Source organism: Pseudomonas mandelii (assembly GCF_006438925.1).
Lineage (GTDB): Bacteria > Pseudomonadota > Gammaproteobacteria > Pseudomonadales > Pseudomonadaceae > Aquipseudomonas > Aquipseudomonas mandelii_C.
The window spans coordinates 152681-175332 of the sequence record NZ_RCZA01000009.1; the positions used below are offsets into that span (position 1 = coordinate 152681).

The 22652-nt window shown below is 60.9% G+C and carries 18 protein-coding genes; 11 read left to right on the forward strand and 7 right to left on the reverse strand.

Features of this window, described 5'->3' with window-relative positions; genetic code table 11:
* Window positions 1-19: 19 nt before the first annotated feature.
* On the reverse strand, window positions 20-817 hold the full coding sequence (locus EAH74_RS21405; RefSeq protein WP_140680907.1) for a hydroxymethylpyrimidine/phosphomethylpyrimidine kinase: 798 nt from the start codon (window positions 815-817) through the stop codon (window positions 20-22).
* Between the two features lie 428 nt (window positions 818-1245).
* Between EAH74_RS21405 and EAH74_RS21410 the strand changes: the two genes are divergently transcribed.
* The 4 genes from EAH74_RS21410 to EAH74_RS21425 all read left to right on the forward strand — a co-directional run bounded on the left by EAH74_RS21410 (window position 1246) and on the right by EAH74_RS21425 (window position 7737).
* Window positions 1246-3630: a hybrid sensor histidine kinase/response regulator gene (locus tag EAH74_RS21410; protein ID WP_140680909.1), complete on the forward strand. Its 2385-nt coding sequence runs from the start codon at window positions 1246-1248 to the stop codon at window positions 3628-3630.
* Window positions 3631-3704: 74 nt separating this feature from the next.
* Window positions 3705-5351, forward strand: a complete 1647-nt coding sequence (locus EAH74_RS21415; RefSeq protein ID WP_140680911.1) for an acyl-CoA dehydrogenase family protein — start codon at window positions 3705-3707, stop codon at window positions 5349-5351.
* Window positions 5352-5524: 173 nt separating this feature from the next.
* Complete coding sequence (amn, locus tag EAH74_RS21420) at window positions 5525-7024, forward strand: AMP nucleosidase (RefSeq protein WP_178082220.1); 1500 nt, start codon at window positions 5525-5527, stop codon at window positions 7022-7024.
* Between the two features lie 71 nt (window positions 7025-7095).
* Complete coding sequence (locus EAH74_RS21425; RefSeq protein ID WP_140680913.1) at window positions 7096-7737, forward strand: pseudouridine synthase; 642 nt, start codon at window positions 7096-7098, stop codon at window positions 7735-7737.
* On the opposite strand, the gene EAH74_RS21430 is transcribed toward EAH74_RS21425, so the two are convergent.
* Together EAH74_RS21430 and EAH74_RS21435 are read right to left on the reverse strand one after the other, a co-directional pair.
* Window positions 7732-7941: a DUF2788 domain-containing protein gene (locus tag EAH74_RS21430; RefSeq protein WP_123367715.1), complete on the reverse strand. Its 210-nt coding sequence runs from the start codon at window positions 7939-7941 to the stop codon at window positions 7732-7734. The two genes, EAH74_RS21425 and EAH74_RS21430, sit on opposite strands and share 6 nt — an antisense overlap.
* A gap of 236 nt (window positions 7942-8177) precedes the next feature.
* Window positions 8178-8657, reverse strand: coding sequence for an Lrp/AsnC family transcriptional regulator (locus tag EAH74_RS21435; protein ID WP_007937367.1), 480 nt, complete (start codon window positions 8655-8657; stop codon window positions 8178-8180).
* A gap of 447 nt (window positions 8658-9104) precedes the next feature.
* Between EAH74_RS21435 and EAH74_RS21440 the strand changes: the two genes are divergently transcribed.
* Window positions 9105-10169, forward strand: coding sequence for a DUF6515 family protein (locus tag EAH74_RS21440; RefSeq protein ID WP_140680915.1), 1065 nt, complete (start codon window positions 9105-9107; stop codon window positions 10167-10169).
* On the opposite strand, the gene EAH74_RS21445 is transcribed toward EAH74_RS21440, so the two are convergent.
* Window positions 10163-11059, reverse strand: a complete 897-nt coding sequence (locus tag EAH74_RS21445; RefSeq protein WP_140680917.1) for a cation diffusion facilitator family transporter — start codon at window positions 11057-11059, stop codon at window positions 10163-10165. The two genes, EAH74_RS21440 and EAH74_RS21445, sit on opposite strands and share 7 nt — an antisense overlap.
* Window positions 11060-11088: 29 nt before the next feature.
* Entirely contained in the window at window positions 11089-11508 is a 420-nt protein-coding gene (locus EAH74_RS21450) for a hypothetical protein (protein ID WP_008152885.1), read from the reverse strand.
* 109 nt (window positions 11509-11617) lie between these two features.
* On the opposite strand from EAH74_RS21450, the gene hrpB reads away from it, so the two are divergent.
* Window positions 11618-14137 carry an ATP-dependent helicase HrpB gene (gene hrpB, locus EAH74_RS21455; RefSeq protein ID WP_140680919.1) on the forward strand — a complete coding sequence of 840 codons (2520 nt, stop codon included), beginning with the start codon at window positions 11618-11620 and terminating at the stop codon, window positions 14135-14137.
* Window positions 14138-14245: 108 nt separating this feature from the next.
* Here the strand turns inward: hrpB and EAH74_RS21460 are convergent, their stop codons facing one another.
* The gene (locus EAH74_RS21460) at window positions 14246-15160 is read right to left on the reverse strand and encodes a LysR substrate-binding domain-containing protein (protein ID WP_095130716.1); all 915 of its coding nucleotides are present in this window, start codon (window positions 15158-15160) and stop codon (window positions 14246-14248) included.
* 225 nt (window positions 15161-15385) lie between these two features.
* Here EAH74_RS21460 and EAH74_RS21465 point away from each other — a divergent pair, with 225 nt between their 5' ends.
* The 5 genes from EAH74_RS21465 to EAH74_RS21485 all read left to right on the forward strand — a co-directional run bounded on the left by EAH74_RS21465 (window position 15386) and on the right by EAH74_RS21485 (window position 21266).
* Window positions 15386-16879 (forward strand): aldehyde dehydrogenase, encoded by a 1494-nt coding sequence (locus tag EAH74_RS21465; protein WP_140680921.1) that lies wholly within the window; start codon window positions 15386-15388, stop codon window positions 16877-16879.
* A gap of 31 nt (window positions 16880-16910) precedes the next feature.
* Window positions 16911-18281 (forward strand): aspartate aminotransferase family protein, encoded by a 1371-nt coding sequence (locus tag EAH74_RS21470; protein ID WP_140680923.1) that lies wholly within the window; start codon window positions 16911-16913, stop codon window positions 18279-18281.
* Between the two features lie 361 nt (window positions 18282-18642).
* Window positions 18643-19629, forward strand: coding sequence for an ABC transporter substrate-binding protein (locus EAH74_RS21475; protein ID WP_140680925.1), 987 nt, complete (start codon window positions 18643-18645; stop codon window positions 19627-19629).
* Between the two features lie 9 nt (window positions 19630-19638).
* A complete protein-coding gene (locus EAH74_RS21480; RefSeq protein WP_111451147.1) occupies window positions 19639-20442 on the forward strand; it encodes an ABC transporter permease in 804 nt (267 codons plus the stop codon).
* Entirely contained in the window at window positions 20430-21266 is an 837-nt protein-coding gene (locus tag EAH74_RS21485; protein WP_140680927.1) for an ABC transporter ATP-binding protein, read from the forward strand. Before EAH74_RS21480 ends, EAH74_RS21485 begins: the two co-directional genes overlap by 13 nt.
* A 128-nt stretch (window positions 21267-21394) precedes the next feature.
* Here EAH74_RS21485 and EAH74_RS21490 read toward each other — a convergent pair whose 3' ends face one another.
* Window positions 21395-22474 carry an endonuclease/exonuclease/phosphatase family protein gene (locus EAH74_RS21490; protein ID WP_140680929.1) on the reverse strand — a complete coding sequence of 360 codons (1080 nt, stop codon included), beginning with the start codon at window positions 22472-22474 and terminating at the stop codon, window positions 21395-21397.
* Between the last annotated feature and the right edge of the window lie 178 nt (window positions 22475-22652).

Sequence of the window (22652 nt, forward strand, 5' to 3'; positions counted from 1 at the left end):
TTGCTTTACGCATGGACAGTTACGAACAGAAATCCAGCGGCAGGCGGCGCGGCACGAACTGGCCTTTGCCCAACTGCTCCGCATCACGCAGGGTGCGCCACGTGTAGTTAAGCGCGGTCTGCACGGCACTGGCGAGACTTTCGCCAAGGGCCAGACGACCGGCGAGGGCACTGGCCAGCGTGCAACCGGAGCCGTGATAACTGCCGGGCAAGCGCTGGCAGGTGAAGGTTTCGCGATGACCGTCGCGGCTGTACAGGCGATTGTGGATTTCGTGTTCATCGCCATGGCCGCCAGTGATCAGCAGGTGTTTGACGAACGGCAGGAGTTTTTCAGCGCACTCGTCCGCGGTGCCTTCGGGCAGTTCGGCGAGGATGCGGGCTTCGGGAAGGTTTGGGGTGGCGATGATCGACAGAGGCAGCAGGCGCTCGCGCATGGCGTAGCCGACTTCGTCCTTGCCCAGGCGTCCGCCGCCACCGGCGCGCAGCACCGGGTCGCAGACCACCGGCAAATGCGGGTGCGCCGACAACAGTTCGACCACGGTGTCGACCATTTCCAGGGAACCGAGCATGCCCAGTTTCACCGCCGCGACCGTCGAGTCGTTGAGCACGGCATTGGCCTGGGCCAACACCCACTCACGGTCGAGGACGCGGAAGTCAGTGACATTGACCGTGTCTTGCACGGTCAGGGCGGTGACGGCCGGGGCCGCATGACAACCCTGAGCGAGCAGGGCTTCGATATCTGCCTGCAAGCCGGCGCCACCACTTGGGTCGTGGCCGGAGAGACAGAGGACAACGGGGCGAGAGCTGTAGATATTCATGGTGCGCGAGCTTACCACCAAACATCGTTTTTCGGGTGCCCCCAGCGAGTCATGACGCGGGCCCATGTAGCAGCTGCCGAAGGCTGCGTTCGGCTGCGCAGCAGTCGTAAAAACTGAACACTCGGTCTGCCTGATACACCACAGCGACTGACTTCACGACTGCTACGCAGCTGAACGCAGGCTTCGCCAGCTGCTACAGGGAATAGGGCATTGTCACAATTTGACTGGGCAAACAGCTCTAGTCCAATGCATGGAGCTGGAACGCCCGTGCTAGAGCCTTTGTAGGAAAAATTTCAATGGTGTTCAATGGCCACCAACGGCTATGCTAGAGTGGATCCAAACCAATAACAGGTAATACCGGTTTTACGTCTACTCAAAAGGAATGAGGGGCTTCCTGAGATAACCGGACAGGCCACGCTGGGGCTTAAATGCGCTATTTGCTGATGTTGCTGTTGTGCTTGCCCCTCATGGCGAGTGCAGTCGAATTCGACGAATTCACTCAAAGCCTTCCCCTGGGCCGAACCTTGCAAGTGTTCGAAGACGTGGGCGGTCAGGCGACCATTGCCGATGTCCGTGCACAAGCCGCGGTCGGAAACTTCAAACCCCACGACAAAGCCACCCTCAACGCCGGTTACTCGCGTTCAGTGTTCTGGCTGAAAATCGACCTGCGTTACCGCCCGAACAACCCCACGGTGCAACGCACCTGGTTACTGGAACTGGCCTATCCGCCCCTTGATCACATTGATCTCTATTTGCCCGATGCGGCGGGTGGCTATCAACTGGCACGTCAGACCGGCGATGCCTTGCCGTTCGACAGTCGCGAGATCCGCCAGAACAACTACCTGTTCAATCTGAGCTTCACCCCTGATCAAGCGCAAACCCTGTACCTGCGCCTGCAGAGTGAAGGGTCGATCCAGGCGCCGGTCACGTTGTGGTCGAGCACTGCCTACCTGGAAGATCAGCCGGCCCGACTGTATGTGCTGGGGCTGATCTACGGCGTGTTGCTGGGAATGCTGGTGTACAACCTGTTCATCTATCTCAGCGTGCGCGATACCAGCTACCTCTATTACATCTTCTATATCGCTTCGTTCGGCTTGTATCAGTTGTCGGTGAACGGCGCGGCCGTGGAGTATTTCTGGCCGAACAATCCCTGGTGGGCCAACGCTGCGACGCCTTTTTTCATCGGTTGCGCAGGACTGTTCGGCAGCCAGTTCGCGCGCAGCTTCTTGCAGACGGCAACCCATGGTCGTTGGCTCGACCGCTTGCTGATGGCGTTGATTACGTTTAGCGCGGTGGTTGTCGGGTTGTCGTTGATGACCAGTTACGCCCTGGCCCTGCGCTTGGCGACGGCGCTGGCACTGACTTTCACCGTAGTGATTTTTGCCGCAGGGATTTTCGCCTGGCTGCGTGGCCTGCGAGTGGCGCGTTATTTCATTATTGCCTGGTCGGCGTTTTTACTCGGCGGCATCGTCAACACCCTGATGGTGCTGGGTTACCTGCCAAACGTGTTCCTGACCATGTATTCCAGCCAGATCGGTTCGGCGATTGAAGTGGCGCTGCTGTCCCTGGCACTGGCCGATCGCATTAACGCCATGCGCGAGCAACAGGCACAGACCCTGTTCGATGCCGGTCAAACGCTTGAAGTGCTGAACCAGCAACTGGCTCGCAGTAACAAGCTCAAGGACGAATTCCTCGCCACCCTGACCCACGAACTGCGCACGCCCATGAACGGTGTGATCGGTTCGCTTGAGCTGATGCAGACCGTCGAGATGGACCCGGAGCTGGAGCAATATCAGCAAACGGCCGCCGGTTCCGCGCGAGACATGATGCGCATGGTCAACGGCATCCTCACCCTGACGGAGTTGCAGGCCGGCAAGCTCAAGACCTATCCGGCCGTTTTCAGTTTGCGCGGCGTGGTCGAGGCTTTGCGCCTGCAGTTCGAGGGCAACGCGTTGAGCAAGTCGCTGGACTTCAAAGTCGAGGTCACGCCGGGACTGCCGGATCGCTTGCACGGCGACAGCGCCAAGTTGGCGCAATGCCTGGAATGCCTGCTGGATAACGCGATCAAGTTCACTCGGATTGGGGGACTGGCGCTGCGGGTGACGGGTAAACCCGTGGCGCCCAACCGACTGGCGCTGTCCTTTGCGGTGATCGACACCGGCATCGGCTTCACCGATCTGGGGGAGGCGACACTGTATCAGCGGTTCTTCCAGCTCGATGGCTCGATGACCCGTGAATACGGCGGTCTGGGCGTCGGCCTGGCGATCTGTCGGCAACTGGTCGAATTGCTCGGTGGAAAACTGACCCACCGCTCCGAGCCTGGTCGTGGCAGCCGCTTCCAGCTCGACGTCGAGTTCGAACTGCCCGTGGTGGAGCGGCCGCCAGTGCCCTTGATGAACCGGGAGTTTCCTCGCCTGCGACTGCCTCAGGACTGCACCGTCCTGCTGGTTGATGACAACAGCATCAATCAGTTGGTGATGCGCGGCATGTTGCTCAAGCTGGGGTTTCGGGTGCGTTCCGTCGACAACGGGGCTACCGCGCTCGATCACTTGCAGCGCGAAACCTTCGATGCGGTATTGCTCGACTGGCAGCTTCCACCGCTGGACGGCACGTCCCTCTGTTGCCAGATCCGCGCGTTGCCGGGCTGCGCCGAACTGCCGGTATTCGTGATTGCCTTGAGCATTGATCGGGAGCGCTGCCCGACCGGTGCCTTGATCGATTATCTGAACAAACCGGTGAAATTCGAGGACCTGCAGGCAGCGCTCTATCGCCGGGTGCTGTGCCCAAGGCAAGGCGAAAGCGCCGACAGTTAGGCGGATATGACACTTTGTTCGGCCGGGGGGCGGTGCTTAACTGAAGTCCCTTGGCTGACCAAAGGAGCCCCGTCATGAACCTGCATCAGTTCGCCGAAACCCACGAAGTCACCAACCAGCCACCGTCGCTGGACGGCGCCAACCTGTATCGCATCGACCTGCCGTTGCAGGAGTGGTCGCGGCGTTTCGGGGCCGGCTGGGCCGAGTCGCGGATCGACGCTTACGGCGCACTGGCCGGCGGGCCGCTGATGGAAGCGGGGTTCCTGGCCAATCAGAACAAGCCGATTTTCAGCAGCCATGACCGTTACGGCCATCGCATCGACCTGGTGGAGTTTCACCCGGCCTATCACGAACTGATGCGCACGGCGGTCGAACACGGTCTGACCTCATTGCCTTGGGCGCATCCGCAGCCCGGCGCCCACGTCGCCCGCGCTTCCATGACCTACCTGCACAGCCAGGCCGAGGCCGGTAGTGGTTGCCCGCTGACCATGACCTTCGCCAGCGTCCCGGCGATGCGCCTGCAAGCGGATCTGGCGGAGCAGTGGCTGCCGAAAATCCTCTCTACCGAATACGACCCGCGCAACGTCGGCATGGCCCACAAGGCTGGGGTCACCATCGGCATGGCCATGACCGAGAAACAGGGCGGCACCGACGTGCGGGCCAACACCACCAAGGCTTATCCGGTCGGCGCCAGTGGTCCGGGCCAGGCGTATGAACTGGTGGGCCACAAGTGGTTCTGTTCCGCGCCGATGTGCGATGCGTTCCTGACCCTGGCCCAGACTGACAAGGGGTTGACCTGTTTCCTGCTGCCGCGCCATCGCCCGGACGACACGCGCAATCAGTTCTACATACAGCGCCTGAAGAACAAACTCGGCAATTGCTCCAACGCGTCCAGCGAAGTGGAGTTCCGTGGTGCGCTGGCGTGGATGGTCGGCGAGGAGGGACGGGGCGTTCCGACCATCATCGAAATGGTCGCCATGACCCGCTTCGATTGCATGGTCGGCTCCAGTTCGCTGATGCGCCAGGCCCTGACCCAGGCCAGCCATCACTGCGCTCACCGCAAGGTCGGCGGCAAATTGCTCAGGGAACAACCCTTGATGCAGAACGTACTGGCCGACCTGGCCCTGGAAAGCGAAGCCGCCCTGGCCTTGAGCCTGCGCATGGGCCAGGCGCTGGATCATCTGGATGACGTCCATGAAGCCAAATTCGCGCGGCTGGTCACGGCGGTAGGCAAGTACTGGATCTGCAAACGCGCGCCCGGGATGATCAACGAGGCCGCCGAATGCATGGGCGGCGCCGGTTATGTCGAAGACAGCATCCTGCCGCGGTTGTACCGTGAGGCACCGGTCAATTCGACGTGGGAAGGTTCCGGCAACGTGCAATGCCTCGACGTGTTGCGAGCGTTGTCCAAGGAACCTGGTGTGCTCGACGTACTGTTCAGCGAATTGGGCGATGGTCATGGCGACAAACGCCTGGCTGCACACATCACTCAATTGCAGGCGGCCTTCAAAGACACCAGCGACATTCAATACCGCGCCCGTCAGCTCACCGAAGACATCGCCTTGGGCCTTCAGGCCAAGCTGTTGCTGGAGGCGGGCAACGCGGCCGTCAGTGATGCTTTCATCGCCAGCCGCCTCGGTTCCGCTGGTCGGGTGTATGGCGCGTTGCCACGTGGGCTGGAGGTGGAGGCGATTGTTGCGAGGTCTACGCCACTTCTATGATCGACACCGATCCACTGTGGGAGCGAGCCTGCTCGCGATGACTGTTCAACATTCAACAGTTATGTCGACTTTCATACCGCTATCGCGAGCAGGCTCGCTCCCACATTGGATCTAGGGTGGACTTGGCATTTGTGTAGCAACCGCTGTTCCCGTGAAGCGACGATACAGGCAAGATGAAGGCCTGCAAGTCAGAACACAGGATGCTGATCGTGACCGAAGCTTTTATTGTCGTTCAAACCGCCGAGCAAGCCGTGGACCGGCTTGCGCTCTTGCACAATCGTGCAACCACCGCGCTGAACCAGGCGCTCAAGCGTTATCTCAAGGATCGAGTGGAACCGGACGCCGAACAGCGTGCGATGTTTCGTTATCCCGAACTGCGTCTGACCTACCTTTGCCAGGGCGAAGTCCCACAGACTACTCGCGCCTACGCCAAGGTTCAGTTGCCAGGGACCTACAGCGTCACCGTCACTCATCCCGCGGCCTTCCGTAAATACTTGCTGGAACAACTGGTGCCGCTGATGCACGACTTCACCGTCACGGTGGAAGTCGGCATCAGCCAGCAAAACATTCCTTATCCGTACGTGGTCGAGCAGGGCGATGAGCTGGCCGGCTCCGGCGTCACCGCTGCCGTGCTGGCGCGGGTGTTCCCGAGTACCGACCTGTCTGCCGCGACCGATGGCATCGCCGACGGTTTGTACGATTGGGAAAACACCGACCCGCTGCCGTTGGCCTTGTTCGACGCTGCGCGGGTGGATTTCTCCCTGCGCCGTCTGGTGCATTACACCGGCAGCGACTGGCGTCATGTGCAGCCATGGATTCTGCTGACCAACTACCACCGCTACGTTGACCAGTTCATCGTCCATGGCCTGGAACAGTTGCGCAGCGATCCGCGTTTCGTGCGCATGGTCTTGCCGGGCAACGTGATCATCGAAAAGAGCATGGACCACGGCGAAGCCTCGGCGATTGCCGCCGGCGTGGTCTGGCACCGCTACCAGATGCCGGCCTATCACCTGATCGCCAGCGACGGCCACGGTGTGACCCTGGTGAACATCGGCGTCGGCCCGTCCAACGCCAAGAACATCACCGACCACCTGGCGGTGCTGCGTCCGCATTGCTGGCTGATGATCGGCCACTGTGGCGGTTTGCGTCAGTCGCAGACGATTGGCGATTACGTGCTGGCGCACGCTTACATGCGCCGCGACGGGATTCTCGATCGGGTCGTGCCGCCGAATATTCCGATTCCGGCCCTGGCCGAAGTGCAGATGGCGTTGCAGCAAGCGGCGGCCAATATCACCGGTGAGAAGGGCGACGAGTTGAAAAAACGCCTGCGTACCGGCACGGTGCTGACTTACGACGACCGAAACTGGGAATTGCGCTGGGCGCAGGAACGTCCGCTGATCAACCTGTCTCGCGCCGTGGCGGTGGACATGGAAAGCGGCACCATCGCGGCGCAAGGTTATCGCTTGCGGGTTCCGTACGGCACGTTGCTCTGTGTTTCGGACAAGCCGCTGCACAGCGAAATCAAACTGCCGGGTTCGGCCAACGCCTTCTATGAGCGCGCGGTCAGCCAGCATTTGAAGATCGGTATCGAGGCTGTGGATCTGTTGCGCACCGAACTCAACTCGTTGCACTCGCGCAAACTGCGCAGCTTCGACGAGCCGCCGTTCCGGTAATAGTTGTCATGGTCATTTAGCGGTCAGGGCACTAGCATTAGCAGCCCTGACCGTTAGATGTTCCTTTTCCCATGTCTCGTCCTCAACGTCCCGTTTCCCGCCGCCCTGGCGTGAAACCTGCGCCATCGTCCTCAGCCCCGCGCCGTGTCGCCAAAGCGCCGCCGGCCGAGCCAAAGCTGATTCTGTTCAACAAGCCGTTCGATGTGCTGACGCAATTCAGCGATGGCGAAGGGCGGGCGACGCTCAAGGATTACATCGAGATTCCCGGGATTTATCCGGCAGGACGGCTGGACCGCGACAGTGAAGGTTTGCTGCTGCTGACCAACGATGGCCAGCTTCAGGCGCGGATCGCCGACCCGAAACACAAACTGGCGAAGACCTATTGGGTGCAGGTGGAAGGCGAGCCGAGTGCCGAGCAATTGCAGCGTTTGCGCGATGGCGTGGAGCTGAACGATGGCATGACGCTACCGGCTGAAGCGCGGCAGCTTGAAGAACCTGAACTGTGGCCACGCAACCCGCCCGTACGCTTTCGCAAAAGCGTGCCGACCAGTTGGCTGGAGCTGGTGATTCGTGAAGGGCGAAACCGTCAGGTACGGCGCATGACCGCGGCGGTTGGCTTGCCGACGTTGCGTCTGGTGCGGGTCAGAATCGGCGACTGGACGATCGAAGGGCTCGATCAGGGCCAGTGGAAGGAAGTGCCAGCGCGTTTATAACGTGCCGGATTCAATCAGGCCGATGACCACACTTTTGATCACGAACGCGGCCACGCCCAGGCCGAGTACAAAGAACAGGATGAACGAGCCAAAGCGGCCGGCGTTGGACTTCTTCGCCAGATCCCAGACGATGAAACCCATGAAAATGATCAGAATGCTGACCAGTCCGGTCATCATCCACTCTTCGAATACGGCAGGATCCATCGAACATCTCCAGCGCGGGCGGGGCTAAAAGGCGCTGGAGTATACGCCACGGGGAATTGGCGGAGTATTGACCTGCGTCGGTGTGTCGCAGTCATTCGTCGCCCTGATCGACGCCGGGCTCGCTCTTGTAGGAGCTGTCGAGTGAAACGAGGCTGCGATCTTTTGATTTTGCTTTTAAGAACAAGATCAAAAGATCGCAGCCTCGTTTCACTCGACAGCTCCTGCAGAAGCGGGTCTCAGCTACGCAAATGAGTCAGCGGCAGCTCAGTACTGTTCAATACCTGGTTCAGCACAAAACTCGACCGCACACTCGTCACCCCTTCAATCCGGGTGAGGTGTCCCAGCAGCAATTTTTGATAATGGTCCATGTCCGGCACAACGACCTTGAGCTGATAGTCGGCATCCATCCCGGTCACCAAACTGCATTCCAGCACCTGCGGCAACGTACGAATCGCCGCTTCGAAGTTTTCGAAACGCTCCGGGGTATGGCGGTCCATGCCGATCAACACGTAAGCCGTCAGGCTCAAACCGAGCATCTTGCGGTCCAGCAGAGCCACCTGGCGGGAGATATAACCGTCATCTTCCAGCTGCTTGACCCGCCGCGAGCATGGCGAAGGGGACAGGCCGATGCGTTCGGCCAGCTCCTGGTTGGAGATGCGCGCGTCACGCTGCAATTCCGCCAAAATGCTCAGGTCGTATCGGTCGAGTTTGCTCATCAATCAGGCCTTTGTCATAACTATTGCGGTGGATTATCTATCCAGGGTTAAAAATTGCGCAAGTGATGTTTATTTGAGCAATCTTCGCAATCCTCTGCCGGCGCCGCGAGCCTATTCTTATCACCAGAATCACTGCTCGGACAAACAGTCCAGTGCGGCTCGCCCAATCAGGCCAGCTGCGGTCGCCACCCCCACCGGGGATGAGCCGGCCCCCGAGCTACACACTGTCCAGAAGACGGCGTGAGGTGAGCCGACGTCAAAAGCGTCGAGCACGGACGAAGTTCTCAAAGGGAGGCCGACGGGTCTCCCTTTTCTTTTGCCCGCGATTTTTCATGCCTTTGGAAAGTGTCCCTCAATAAATAAGTTGCGCGACTGATAACCTGTTGCAGAACCGGCCTGTGCTTTCCCAGTCTTACGTACAGGCCCTAACCCGCAGTGAGGAAAAGCATGAAGTCGCGCATCTGGCGTTTGGCCGGTGTTGGTTTGCTGTGTGTAAGTGTCACTGCGCAATCGCTGGCAGATGAGCCGCAAAACCGTGGCCCCGATGGCGGGCAACGCGGCTCGGATGGCCATCAGGGAAACAATCAGGGCCACGGCGGCAATAACCAGCCGCGCCCGCAGAACAATCCGCAGCAGAACAATCCGCAGCAGAACCAGCCGCGTGCGCAGAATAACGACATCATTCGTGGCGACAACAGTCGCCAGTTCGAGCACAACGGCCAGAATCAGAACGACGGACAACGGCAGAACCGTGCGCCGCACGACTACAACAATCCGGTTCGAACACCGCCGCCACCGCCGCAACTACCGGCCAATGACCTGCCGATTCAGGGCCGGCCCGACACCGTGCGCCAGACCCAGCAGCCGCAGCGTGGCTACTATCAGGACGTGCCGCGACGCAACGATAACAACCAGCATTGGCAGAACAACGGTCCGCGTCCCGATGACCATCGCTGGGCCGGTCGCCCGGATGGGCATGGTAATGGCTGGGGACCGGGCCCGCAGTACCGTCCCGGTCATGTGATCGATCGCTTCCCCGACCGTGATTACCGTGTGCCGTACCGTGGTCAGGACTACTTCTACTCCGGCGGCTACTGGTATCGCCCACAAGGCCCGCGCTACGTGGTGGTTGAGCCACCACGCGGGATTCGCGTCAGCTACTTGCCCGATTACGCGCGTGAAGTGTGGATCGGTGGTGCGCTGTTGTTCCTGGCGGCCGGTGCTTATTACGCCTATCAGGAAAGCACTCAGGATTACGTCGTGGTCGAGCCGCCCGTACAACCGCAGCCGCAACCGGTCAGCAATGGTTATGACGTGGTGGCGTATCCGGCCAACGGTCAGTCGCCGGAGCAGGTCAGCCAGGACGGTTACGAGTGCTATCAATACGCGGTGCAGCAGAGTGGCTTCGATCCGCGCACGGCCACCTACCAGCCGGACCCGTCGGTGGTGCAAGCCTACCGTCAGGCCCAGGGCAACTGCCTGAGCAGTCGCGGCTATCAGGTTTCTTACTGAGTCCTGTCTGCCAGCACCACTTCCTGCGGGTCGGCGTGCACCAGCACTTCGGCTCGCGGATAAGCCGCGTGAATCGCATCGGCGGCTTGGTCGCTGATGCCGTGAGCGACTGACAGGGTCAAATTCCCCGGCAATTCCAGGTGCAACTGCACGAACCACTGGTTGCCGGAAACCCGCGTACGCAGGTCGTGCGCCCCCAACACTCCCGGTACGCTGCAGGCCAGTTCGAGCATGTGCTGGCTGACGTCCGACGGCAGCTCTTCATCCATCAGCACCGTAAAACCTTCCCGTGCGATCTGAATCGCGCTCCAGAGAATGTAGGCGGCGATCCCCAAACCGAACCAAGGGTCGACCTGATGCCAGCCAAACCCGGCGAGTATCAGCGCCACCAGAATGCTGCCGTTGAGCAGCAGGTCCGAGCGGTAATGCAGGGAGTCGGCGCGCACCGCGTTGGAACCGGTGGCCTTGACGACCCGATGTTGCAACATCAGCAGGGCGACGGTCAGCACCAGGGAAAACACAATCACCCCGATACTGATCCACGGCGCCCCCACCGGTTCCGGGTGTTTCAGTCGATCAATCGCCTGCAAGGCAATCAGCACTGCACTGCCGCCAATGAACAGCGCCTGAGCCATGCCCGCCAGCGACTCGGCCTTGCCGTGCCCGTAACGGTGATCATCGTCGGCCGGACGCAAGGCGTAATGCACCGCGAGCAGGTTGAGCAGCGAGGTGATGCCGTCGAGCGCGGAGTCGGTCAACCCGGCGAGCATGCTCACCGAACCGCTCAACCACCAGGCGATCGCTTTGGCGACGATCAGCGTGCACGCCACTGCCACCGAGGCACGGGTCGCCAGCCGCAGCAGGCGGGCATGTTCGGAGCTGGAGATCATAAGTGCGGCTATTCCTTTAAGTGCATGGATTACGCGGCAGGTTGCAGGCCGAACATGGCCAGTTGCTGCGCACTGCCCTTGTGCTGGATCAAGCGCGGGTCATCCAGTGGGAAACTGCGGCCCAGTTCGGTTTCGAGAATAGTCTGCAACTTGTGGTTATCGACCTTGCCGTCGGCGCCGATGGCTTCCTTGAGTTTTTCCGGGGCCACCTGAGCGGTCTCGCCCGGCGCGTAGTAAATCGCGCCAGTGGCGAAGTCCACGGCAAACGCGATCAGGCCAGGGATGATGTAGAACAGCAGGCCCACGGCATCGAGCGCGGCGATGGCCGGGTCGATCTTGCCGTCAATCTGACCACGACGGTCAGGGTAGAAAATCGATCCGCAAGCGGTCACCTGGGTCAGCAACGTCGCGACCAGTACACCGCCAATCAAGCGAAAGGGAACACGCATATGAAATCTCCTGGGTAATTTCAAAACGAAAGGACGCCTGTATGAATTAGGACCGTCATTAACGCCGAGCAGTTCGCCGTTATACTCGCCGCTCTGTTTTGGAGCCAGCATGATTTCTTTGCCGATTGATGAAGTTTTACCCGCCCTGCGTGAAGCCTTGGCTACACGCCACGAAGCCGTGCTCGAAGCACCGCCCGGCGCCGGTAAAACCACCCGCGTGCCACTGGCCTTGCTCAATGAGCCCTGGTTGGCCGGGCAGACCATTCTGATGCTTGAACCGCGCCGTTTGGCTGCGCGGGCGGCGGCGGAGCGTCTGGCCAGTGAGCTGGGCGAGAAAGTCGGCGAAACCGTCGGCTATCGCATTCGTCTCGACAGCAAAGTCGGCCCCAACACCCGCATCGAAGTGGTCACCGAAGGGATTCTGACTCGACGCTTGCAGGACGACCCGGCGCTCGAAGGCGTTGGCCTGCTGATCTTCGACGAATTCCACGAGCGTAGCCTCGACGCCGATCTGGCGCTGGCCTTGAGCCTGAATGGCCGCGAGCTGTTTCGTGACGATCAACCGCTGAAGATTCTGTTGATGTCGGCAACCCTGGAAGGCGAACGCCTGGCCGGGTTGCTCGATGACGCGCCGATCCTGCGCAGCGAAGGCCGCATGTACCCGGTGGCGATGCGCTGGGGTCGGCCGTTCCAGCCCGGTGAATTCATCGAGCCGCGTCTGGTGCAGACCATTCTCGAAGCACTGAATGACGAAACCGGCAGCGTGCTGGTGTTCCTGCCGGGGCAGGCGGAAATCCGTCGGGTGCATCAGCAACTCGCCGACGCACTGGGCGAGAGCACGCAAGTTCTGCTCTGCCCGTTGCACGGTGAACTGGACCTCGCCGCCCAACGCGCCGCAATCGATCCGGCCCCCGCCGGCAAACGCAAAGTGGTGCTGGCGACCAACATTGCCGAGACCAGTCTGACCATCGACGGCGTACGCGTGGTGATCGATGCCGGGCTGGCACGGGTGCCACGTTTCGACCCCGGCAGCGGCATGGCCCGCCTCGATACTCAGCGTATTTCCAAAGCCAGTGCTACTCAGCGCGCGGGCCGGGCAGGGCGGTTGGAACCGGGCGTGTGTTATCGGTTGTGGTCGCAGGATCAGCACGAACAATTGGCGGCCTACGCCAGCGCGGAAATTCTCTCGGCGGATCTTGCCGGATTAGCGTTACAGCTCGGCCGCTGGGGCGTGACACCGGGGCAATTGGTGTGGCTCGACGTACCGCCCGCGGCCGCTTATGCACAGGCTCAGGACCTGCTTGATCGCCTGGGCGCATTGGACGGCGAAGCGCTGACCCGTCACGGTCAGGCCATGGCCGAACTGCCGGCGCATCCACGTATCGCGCATTTGCTGTTGCGCGGTCAGGCGCTCGGCTTGGCCAACATGGCCTGCGACGTCGCGGCCTTGCTCGGCGAGCGAGATATTTTGCGGGGCGCCGGGGCGGATCTGCACAGCCGATTGGTGCTGTTGTCCGGCGAAGAACGCGCCACACGCGGCGCTCAGGGCGGCGTGCAACGTGCCCGGCAATTGGCGCGGCAGTATCGTGGTTACCTGCGGGGTAAAGCGTCGGAACCGGTCAGCGATCCGGATCATCCGCGCTGGCTCGGCGCGCTGTTGGCGTTGGCCTATCCCGACCGCGTTGCCCAGCAGCGCCGGGCCGGTGGCGCGGAGTATCGGTTGGCCAATGGCCGTGCGGCGTTGTTTGCCGAGGCCGACAGTTTGATGAAGCAACCGTGGCTGGTGATCGCCGATCTCGGCAGCCGTCAGGGCCAGCGTGAAGAGCGGATTTATCTGGCGGCGGATTTCGATCCGGCGCTGTTTGATTCAGTGCTGGCCGAACAGGTACGCTGCGTCGATCAACTGGATTGGGATGAGCGTGAAGGCGTGTTGCGGGCCGAGCGTCAGCGTAAGGTCGGTGAGTTGATCCTCAGCCGCGAGCCGTTGACCGGTCTCGATGAAACCGCGCGCAGTCAGGCGTTGATCAATCTGGTAAGGCGTAAAGGTCTGGAGCTGTTGCCGTGGACCCCGGAGCTGCGTCAATGGCAGGCGCGGGTGGCGTTGTTGCGGCAGTTGGATCTCGGTAGCAAGGGTGAGAGCGAATGGCCAGATGTCAGCGACGCCGCCCTGCTCAAAAGCCTCGAACATTGGCTGATGCCGTATCTGGGCAAAGTCTCGCGGCTCAGTCACTTCGCCAATCTGGACCTGTCGAGCATCGTCCATAACCTGTTGCCGTGGCCGCTGCCGCAGCGGCTCGATGAGCTGGCGCCGCATCATTTGAGCGTGCCGTCCGGTTCGTCGATTCGTCTGGACTACAGCGAGCAGCCACCGATTCTGGCGGTGCGGTTGCAGGAGTTGTTCGGCCTGGCCGAGACCCCGCGGATTGCCGGTGGCCGGCAGGTGGTCAAACTGCATCTGCTGTCCCCGGCGCGACGGCCGGTGCAGGTGACACAGGATCTGGCGAACTTCTGGCGTAGCACGTATGCCGAGGTGAAGAAGGATTTGAAAGGGCGGTATCCAAAGCACTACTGGCCGGATGATCCGCTGGTGGCCGAAGCGACCGCGCGGATCAAACCCCGTAAAAGCTGAAGATCAAAAGATCGCAGCCTCGTTTCACTCGACAGCTCCTACATGTACCGCGAATCCCTTGTAGGAGCTGTCGAGTGAAACGAGGCTGCGATCTTTTGACGTTGATGCTCAAGAGGCAGCCTTGGCCGTCAACTGCTCCCGACAATAATCGGCAAACAGCTGCGCCGGTTTGGTCAACTGCCCGCGCTTCAACCACGCTGCCACCAGCCCTGAGCCGGTGACGTCTTCGACGATGTCCACGCACACCACTTTCTGGCCGTCATAGGTGCATTCCGAGTGCGGCCGGGTGACCAGGATCGAGAAGCCGAACCCTTGCCCGACCATGCCCCGGACCATCTCGATCGACGGTGAGCTGAAGGCGATATTCGGCGTCAGCCCCAACTCTTCGAACAGGCTGACGAAATAGGTCCGGCTCGGTTGCACGTCCAGCAAAATCATCGGCTCCAGGCACAGATCACGCAGCGACACTTGCTTGAGCTGAGCAAAACGATGATCCGCCGGCAGCAACGCATAAGGTCGTTGCGCCGGCATCAGGGGTTCGGTCTGGATGGTGGCGTCGAGGTCGTGTTCATACAGGATCGCCAGGTCGAAGGTGCCCGAGGTCAGGCCTTGCACCAGCTCTTGCTGTTCGCCGTCGCGGATACGGATTTTCACCCCCGGATACAGCGCCGAGAACCCGGCAATCAACTGCGGCAGGTACAGCGGCGCGACCGTTTCGAAGCAACCGATATCGATTTGCCCGGCCACCACGTCGTTGTCGGCGAGGGCGTTCTGTTCGAACTCCTTGGCCATGCGCAGCAGTTCCTGGGCCTTGCGGTAGAAGCGTGCGCCGCTGGGGGTCAAGGACACGCCTTGGGCGTGATGCCGGATCAGCAGTTGCACGCCGAAGCTGTCTTCCAGGCCTTTGATCGCCGTGGAAATCGCCGGTTGGGCGATGTATAGCTTGCGCGACGCCTCGGCGACGCTGCCGCATTCGACGGTGGTGATGAAGTACTTCAATTGACGCAGGTTGTAGGCAGCCACGGCAAACCTCGGGGTGGATGATGTCGACATCCAGGCAATTTTCGCGCCGACTGCATCCGTTCTGACGACGGTGTTGTTGTGCCTGAACAATAACCACATACCGCGCCACCGGGGAGATCGGCTGCCCAGTTTTTTCATGGTCTGCGAAGACATTTTTACTATTTTTACTGGACACAGGCCTGGGCCACCATCCAATCCACAAGAAAGCCCATGGAGCATCTGAACGTGTTCGAGCTTACATTCTGGCAAAACAAAGCCGCTGCGCTGCGGTTTCCCGATCAGGCCGTGATCGACGGCAGACCCTGTGCGGCGCAGTCGGGGCAGACCTTCGCCGCGATCAATCCCGCCACCGGCCAGTGCCTGGCCAACGTGGCCGCGTGCGGCGATGAAGACGTGGACGCCGCGGTGCGCAATGCGCGGCAAGTGTTCGAGGCCGGAACCTGGTCGGCGCGTTCGCCGAATGAGCGCAAGCAAGTGCTGTTGCGCCTGGCCGATCTGATCATGACCCACCGCGAAGAACTGGCGCTGCTCGATTCGCTGAACATGGGCAAACCGGTGATGGACGCCTACAACATCGACGTACCGGGCGCCGCCGGGGTGTTTCGCTGGTACGCCGAAAGCCTCGACAAACTCTATGACCAGATCGCCCCGAGCGCACAGAACGTGCTGGCGACCATCACCCGCGAAGCGCTGGGCGTGGTCGCTGCCGTGGTGCCCTGGAATTTCCCGCTGGACATGGCCGCGTGGAAACTCGCACCGGCGTTGGCAGCGGGCAATTCGGTGATCCTCAAACCCGCCGAGCAGTCACCGTTTTCCGCCCTGCGTCTGGCCGAGCTGGCGCTGGAAGCCGGGCTGCCGGCAGGCGTGTTGAACGTGTTGCCGGGGCTGGGCGAGCAGACCGGCAAAGCCCTCGGTCTGCATCCGGACGTCGATTGCCTGGTGTTCACCGGCTCCACCGAAGTCGGCAAATATTTCATGCAGTACTCCGCGCAATCGAACCTCAAACAGGTGTGGCTGGAGTGCGGCGGCAAGAGCGCCAATCTGGTGTTTGCTGATTGTCAGGACCTCGACCTCGCTGCAGAGAAAGCTGCGTTCGGGATCTTCTTCAATCAGGGTGAAGTGTGCTCGGCCAACTCGCGGTTGTTGGTGGAGTGTTCGATTCATGACGAGTTCGTCGAGCGCCTCAAAGTGCAGGCCGAACGTTGGCAACCGGGTGATCCGCTGGACCCGTCGAGCCGTGCCGGGGCGATTGTCGACAGCCGCCAGACGGCACGCATCATGAAGTTTATCCAGCAGGCCGAACGCCAAGGTGCAACGAAGCTTTGTGGCGGTCGACAGTCGATTTTCAACGGCTCCGACAACTTCATTCAGCCGACCATTTTCACCGGCGTGACGCCGGACATGCCGCTGTTTCGCGATGAGGTGTTCGGCCCGGTGCTGGCGGTCACGGCGTTCGATGATGAGGCCCACGCCTTGCAACTGGCCAACGACAGCGTCTACGGTTTGGCCGCGTCGCTGTGGACCGACGACCTCAACCGCGCCCACCGCGTGGCGCGGCAATTGCGAGCCGGCACGGTGTCGGTCAACAGCGTCGATGCGCTGGATGTGACCGTGCCTTTCGGTGGCGGCAAACAATCCGGTTTCGGCCGCGACCTGTCGCTGCATTCATTCGATAAATACACCCAGTTGAAGACCACCTGGTTTCAGCTGCGCTCATAACAGCCGCTAATAACAAAACGGAGAACTGGCGATGACCACACCACGTGAAACCCGCGACTACCAGGCCGCCGATGCTGCGCACCACATCCACGCATTCGTCGATCAAAAAGCGCTCAACGATGAAGGGCCTCGAGTGATGGTCCGTGGCGAGCGTCTGCACCTGTGGGACAACGATGGTCGGCGTTACCTCGACGGCATGTCCGGGCTGTGGTGCACCAACCTCGGTTACGGGCGCAAGGACCTGGCCGCCGCCGCATCCCGACAACTGGAGCAGTTGCCGTACTACAACATGTTTTTCCACACCACTCACCCGCAGGTGATCGAGCTGTCGGAGTTGCTGTTCAGCCTGTTGCCGGGGCACTACAGCCACGCGATCTACACCAACTCCGGCTCCGAGGCCAACGAGGTGCTGATCCGCACCGTGCGTCGTTACTGGACGATCCTCGGCAAGCCCGAGAAGAAAATCATGATCGGTCGCTGGAACGGTTACCACGGTTCCACCCTGGCGGCGACGGCGCTCGGTGGCATGAAATTCATGCACGAAATGGGCGGCATGATTCCCGACATCGAACACATCGATGAGCCGTACTTTTTCGCCCACGAGGGCAACCTGACCCCGGCTGAATTTGGCCTGCGGGCGGCGCAGCAGCTGGAAGCGAAGATTCTCGAACTCGGCGCGGACAAGGTCGCCGGGTTTATCGCCGAACCGTTCCAGGGCGCTGGCGGGATGATCTTTCCACCCGAGAGTTACTGGCCGGAAATTCAGCGGATCTGCCGTAAATACGACGTGCTGTTGTGCGCTGACGAAGTGATCGGCGGCTTCGGTCGTACCGGTGAATGGTTCGCCCACGAGCACTTCGGTTTCGAGCCGGATACGTTGTCCATTGCCAAGGGTTTGACCTCGGGTTACATCCCCATGGGCGGTCTGATTCTGTCGAAGAAAATGGCTCAGGTACTGGTGGAGCAGGGCGGGGTGTTTGCCCACGGCTTGACCTACTCCGGGCACCCGGTGGCCGCGGCGGTGGCCATCGCCAACCTCACGGCATTACGCGATGAAGGGGTGGTGGCGCGGGTCAAGGATGACATCGGGCCGTACCTGCAACAGTGCTTGCGCGAGGTGTTCGGCAATCACCCGTTGGTGGGCGATATTCAGGGTGTCGGCATGGTGGCAGCGCTGCAATTGGCGGAGGACAAAACCAGTCGCAAGCGCTTTGCCAATGAGAACGACATTGCCTGGCGTTGCCGCACGATTGGCTTTGAAGAGGGGGTGATCATTCGCTCGACGTTGGGGCGGATGATCATGGCGCCGGCGTTGATTGCCAGTCGGGAAGAGGTTGATGAACTGGTCGGCAAAACCCTGAAAGCCGTTGATCGTACGGCGCAGGAATACGACCGGCTCTGATCTGAAATTAGTGTGATCCTAAAAAGATCGCAGCCTTCGGCAGCTCCTACAGGAGATCGCATTCCTATGTAGGAGCTGCCGAAGGCTGCGATCTTTTGCTTTTGATAGCGCTTTGCACTCTCCCCGTGCACCCCCGCCAATCCCGCCCTTTTACGGCGCACGCTACCCAGTTTTTTCATCGCTCGCCTCGACATATTTCCTAATTTTCCTAATCCCGGCCTTGGGCCAACATCGACTTCGCCAGTCAGCCAAACGCTGCTCGCCGAAAGGTCCATCAGAGACCTCAGGTGACAGCCGATTTCCATGGCCGCTGGCCGTACTGCCCATGACAAAACTAAATCAACAGCTTTGGGAGTGCTCCATGATCAAGTCCTTGCTTACCCGCTTCGCACATCCACTGGCGGTCACCGCCATCGCCGCGACGGTCGCCACCAGCGCCCAGGCCGGCACCCTCTCTATCGGCCACACCACATGGGTCGGCTACGGCACGCTCTACCTGGCTCAGGACCTGGGCTACTTCAAGGAAAACGGTTTGACCGTTGAATTACCCGTCGTCGAAGAAGCGTCGATGTACATGGCCGCGCAGGCCTCGGGCGAATTGTCGGGCTCGGCGTCGACCATCGACGAGGTGCTCAAGTACCGCCCGCAATTCTGCTTCAAAGCGGTGGCCGCACTGGACGACAGCCATGGTGGCGACGGTGTACTCGTGGGCAAGGACGTCAAGAGTCTGCAGGAGCTGAAAGGCAAAGCCGTGGCGGTGAACGAAGGTTCGACCTCGCAGTTCTGGTTGTCTTACCTGCTGAAAAAGCACGGCATGACCATGAGCGACATCACCGTGCAGAACATGACGGCTGACGACGCCGCCACCGCGTTCATCGCCGGTCGCGTGCCAGCTGCCGTGACGTGGGAACCGCACCTGTCGATGGTTCGCAGCAAGCAACAAGGCAAGGTGCTGATCGACAGCAGCAGCACGCCGGGGGTGATTGTCGACGTGGTCGCGCTCAACTGCACGGTCATCGAGAAGCAGCCGGAAGACGTCAAGGCGTTGGTGGCCGGTCTGTACAAGGCGGTGCAGTACACCAAGGATCATCCGCAAGAAGCTTACAAAATCATGGCCAAAGGCGTCGGCGGTTACCTCGCCGATCCGAAGGAACTGGCCGCTGCCGCGCAGGGCGTGCGCTTCTACGATCAGGCCATGAGCGAGAAACTCCTTGGCTCGCCGGGCAAGCCGGGCGACAGCGAACCGCTGATCAAACTGGCCAACGAGACCGCCAGTGAATTGCAGGGCAAACCCTACAACGTCAGCAATGACGACCTGATCGACAACCGCTTCGTCAGCCCGCTCTAGGAGGTTTGCATGTTCAAGCGCAATTCATGGCTGAGCCGCTGCATCACGCCCAAGACCGGTTTGCCGGTGTCGGTGATCTGGAGCGCGAGCGGTCTGGCCTGGGTGTTGTTGGTCGGCCTGTGGGCCGGGTTGTCTTACGGCGGCGTGGTGCCGGGCATGTTCCTGCCGACACCGGGTGCGGTGGTCGAGGCCGCCGTGCGCCTGGGCCGCGACGGCACGCTCGGTCTGCATGTGTGGGCCAGCCTCGAAGTGGTAATGGTCGGCTTCATCGTGTCGTCGCTGGTGGCGGTGCCACTGGGGTTGCTGATGGGCAGCTTCCGTATCGTTCAGGCGTTCCTTGAGCCGATGGTCAATTTCATCCGCTACCTGCCGGTCACTTCGTTCGTACCGTTGTTCATTCTGTGGATTGGTATCGGACTGGAGCAGCGGGTGTCGGTGATCATCTTCGGCGTGTTCTTCCAGCAACTGGTGATGATCGCGGACGTGTCCAAAGGCATTTCCAAGGACCTGATCAACGCCTCTTACACCCTTGGCTCGAACCGTCGCGATGCGGTGCTGCATGTGATCGCTCCGGCGTCATTACCGGGTGTGCTCGACACCTTGCGCGTGACCATGGGCTGGGCCTGGACTTACCTGGTGGTCGCTGAGCTGGTCGCGGCTTCAAGTGGTCTGGGTTACTTGAGCCTTAAAGCCATGCGCGGCTTTCAGGTGGATGTGATTTTCCTGGCAATCGCGATCATCGGCCTGCTGGGCCTGGTCACCGATCAACTGTTCCGTTTTCTCCGTCTGAGGATCGCCGCATGGGCTCAGTAAGCGCCGTCAACCCTCGTTTCGTCACGTCACAGGCCGCCCCGGTGCACGCCGCACCACGGCTGCAAGTGGACAAGGTCAGCCTTCGCTATCAAAAGCCCGACGGTGGCGTGTTCACCGCGCTGGACAAGGTGTCGTTCGAAGTGCCGGATCAGCAATTCGCCGTGCTGGTGGGGCCTTCGGGCTGCGGCAAGTCGAGTCTGCTGTACCTCACGGCGGGTTTGAATGAGCCCACGGAAGGCGAGATCTACGTTGGTGGCCAGCAAGTTCAAGGGCCGGGTGCGGATCGCGGCATGGTGTTCCAGAGCTATACGCTGTTCCCCTGGCTGACGGTGCGGCAGAACGTCGAGTTCGGCCTCAAGCGTCGCGGTATGGCGGCCGCCCAGCGCAAGGAGATCGTCGACTACTACGTCAACGAAGTCGGCCTGACCGGGTTTGCCGACAACTACGCCAAGCAGCTGTCCGGCGGCATGATGCAGCGCGTCGCCATTGCTCGGGCGCTGGCCAACGATCCGCAAATCCTGCTGATGGACGAACCCTTCGGCGCGCTCGACAGCCAGACGCGCCTGCAAATGCAGCAGCTGTTGTTGCGGGTCTGGGGCAACAGCAAGAAGACTGTGTTGTTCGTGACCCACGATATCGACGAGGCGATTCTGCTGGGCGACCGGGTCTACGTGATGGGCGCTCGGCCTGGGCGGATCAAACAGATTCTGGACGTGCCGATCGAACGCCCACGGACCCTGGACATGGTGATGGAGCGCTCGTTTATCGACATGAAGCGCAAGATCTTCGGGCTGCTACATGATGAGCTTGAAGAGGAACATTGACCGTGCGCTATCTATCCCTGTGGGAGCGAGCCTGCTCGCGAAGGCGGCAGTACATTCAACGTTGATGTTGCCTGGCGCACCGCTTTCGCGAGCAGGCTCGCTCCCACAGGTTTTGCATAGGGCGGAGGTTAGGGCGCCGCCGGCAAGAGGAAACGGGCGATCACCGGCAGGTGATCGGAGATCCGCAAGGTGTCGTCCTGCCTCACCGTCGCCTCGACCCGGTTGATCCGCGGACTGTAGAACAGGTAGTCGACAGTCCGGTCCGGGCCGTTCAAGCCCGGATCATTCGGGTAATGGGTCAACCACCGCGCCCGATCGATGCCGCTGGCTTCACTGTTGGTCGGGATCATCGGGTATTTGTCCCACAGCACATGCAGCGCGCTGTCGGCGGAGTAGGGCGTGCGTTGTTCGTCGGGCAGGCGTCGAAATTGCCCCAGCGGCAACAGGTTGAAGTCCCCACCGATCAACCACGGCGTGCCGCGGCTTTCGAACTTGTCGAGGACTTTGACCGTGGCCGTCACCTGAGATTGCAGCGTTTCGTCGGGCGGGATGATGCGGTCCAGATGGGTGTTGAGCACCGCTATCTGACCGCCGTCGCTCAACGGCAGATACGTGACCAACAAGGCATTTTTCGGTTTGAACTGGCGGGTGATGAAGTTAGCCGGCGCAATCGGTAATTGCAGGCGTTCGGCGTGTTCGATCTGGTAGCGGCTGAGGGTGGCCAGTTGCCGGCCGACGCTGCCGAAAATGTGCGGCTCAGGCACGAAGTCGGCTTTCCAGTCGAAGGCGTGAGTGCTGCACGGATACAGGTCCGCGACTCGCTCCTGAAGCAGCTTGAACTGGTCTTGGTAATCGCTGGCCTTGGCGCCTTCATCGAGCTCCTGCAACAGCACGACGTCCGGTTGCTCGTCGCGGATCACCCGCGCCACTTCATCGAGGCTGAAAGCCATGTCTTCGGGCGTGGGTTTTTCGTCATTGCCGGCCGCCAGGTCATTCCAGAACACGTAGCGTTTTCCCGCCAGGTACTGGACGTTCCAGGTCATCACCTTCAGCGCCTGACCGGGCACCAGCGTCGGTGCCTGGGCGTTGCAACTGACCGGCAAGGCTTCCTTGGCTTCGGGGCGCCAGGTCAGGTTGTAGATCAGCAAGGCAATCAGGCCGGTTACGGTCAACAGGCCCAGCAGGGTGTAGCGCAGTAGACGGGTCATGGCTCGGCTTATAGCGTTACAAAAGTTGACCCCGAGCATAACCGAGCGTCGGGTTTAATCCCAAGAGTGAAACGGCCTGCCCATCAATTAGCCGAAACACGCACCCTGTAGCAGCTGGCGAAGCCTGCGTTCGGCTCGGGCCGCGTTCGGACGAAGCAGTCGTAAAATCAGTGCTCTC

Bases quoted from the DNA above. Each gene is read 5' to 3' on its own strand.
- EAH74_RS21405 (WP_140680907.1), bottom strand. From the start codon at position 817: ATGAATATCTACAGCTCTCGCCCCGTTGTCCTCTGTCTCTCCGGCCAC.
- EAH74_RS21410 (WP_140680909.1), top strand. From the start codon at position 1,246: ATGCGCTATTTGCTGATGTTGCTGTTGTGCTTGCCCCTCATGGCGAGT.
- EAH74_RS21415 (WP_140680911.1), top strand. From the start codon at position 3,705: ATGAACCTGCATCAGTTCGCCGAAACCCACGAAGTCACCAACCAGCCA.
- amn (WP_178082220.1), top strand. From the start codon at position 5,525: ATGAAGGCCTGCAAGTCAGAACACAGGATGCTGATCGTGACCGAAGCT.
- EAH74_RS21425 (WP_140680913.1), top strand. From the start codon at position 7,096: ATGTCTCGTCCTCAACGTCCCGTTTCCCGCCGCCCTGGCGTGAAACCT.
- EAH74_RS21430 (WP_123367715.1), bottom strand. From the start codon at position 7,941: ATGGATCCTGCCGTATTCGAAGAGTGGATGATGACCGGACTGGTCAGC.
- EAH74_RS21435 (WP_007937367.1), bottom strand. From the start codon at position 8,657: ATGAGCAAACTCGACCGATACGACCTGAGCATTTTGGCGGAATTGCAG.
- EAH74_RS21440 (WP_140680915.1), top strand. From the start codon at position 9,105: ATGAAGTCGCGCATCTGGCGTTTGGCCGGTGTTGGTTTGCTGTGTGTA.
- EAH74_RS21445 (WP_140680917.1), bottom strand. From the start codon at position 11,059: ATGATCTCCAGCTCCGAACATGCCCGCCTGCTGCGGCTGGCGACCCGT.
- EAH74_RS21450 (WP_008152885.1), bottom strand. From the start codon at position 11,508: ATGCGTGTTCCCTTTCGCTTGATTGGCGGTGTACTGGTCGCGACGTTG.
- hrpB (WP_140680919.1), top strand. From the start codon at position 11,618: ATGATTTCTTTGCCGATTGATGAAGTTTTACCCGCCCTGCGTGAAGCC.
- EAH74_RS21470 (WP_140680923.1), top strand. From the start codon at position 16,911: ATGACCACACCACGTGAAACCCGCGACTACCAGGCCGCCGATGCTGCG.
- EAH74_RS21475 (WP_140680925.1), top strand. From the start codon at position 18,643: ATGATCAAGTCCTTGCTTACCCGCTTCGCACATCCACTGGCGGTCACC.
- EAH74_RS21480 (WP_111451147.1), top strand. From the start codon at position 19,639: ATGTTCAAGCGCAATTCATGGCTGAGCCGCTGCATCACGCCCAAGACC.
- EAH74_RS21485 (WP_140680927.1), top strand. From the start codon at position 20,430: ATGGGCTCAGTAAGCGCCGTCAACCCTCGTTTCGTCACGTCACAGGCC.
- EAH74_RS21490 (WP_140680929.1), bottom strand. From the start codon at position 22,474: ATGACCCGTCTACTGCGCTACACCCTGCTGGGCCTGTTGACCGTAACC.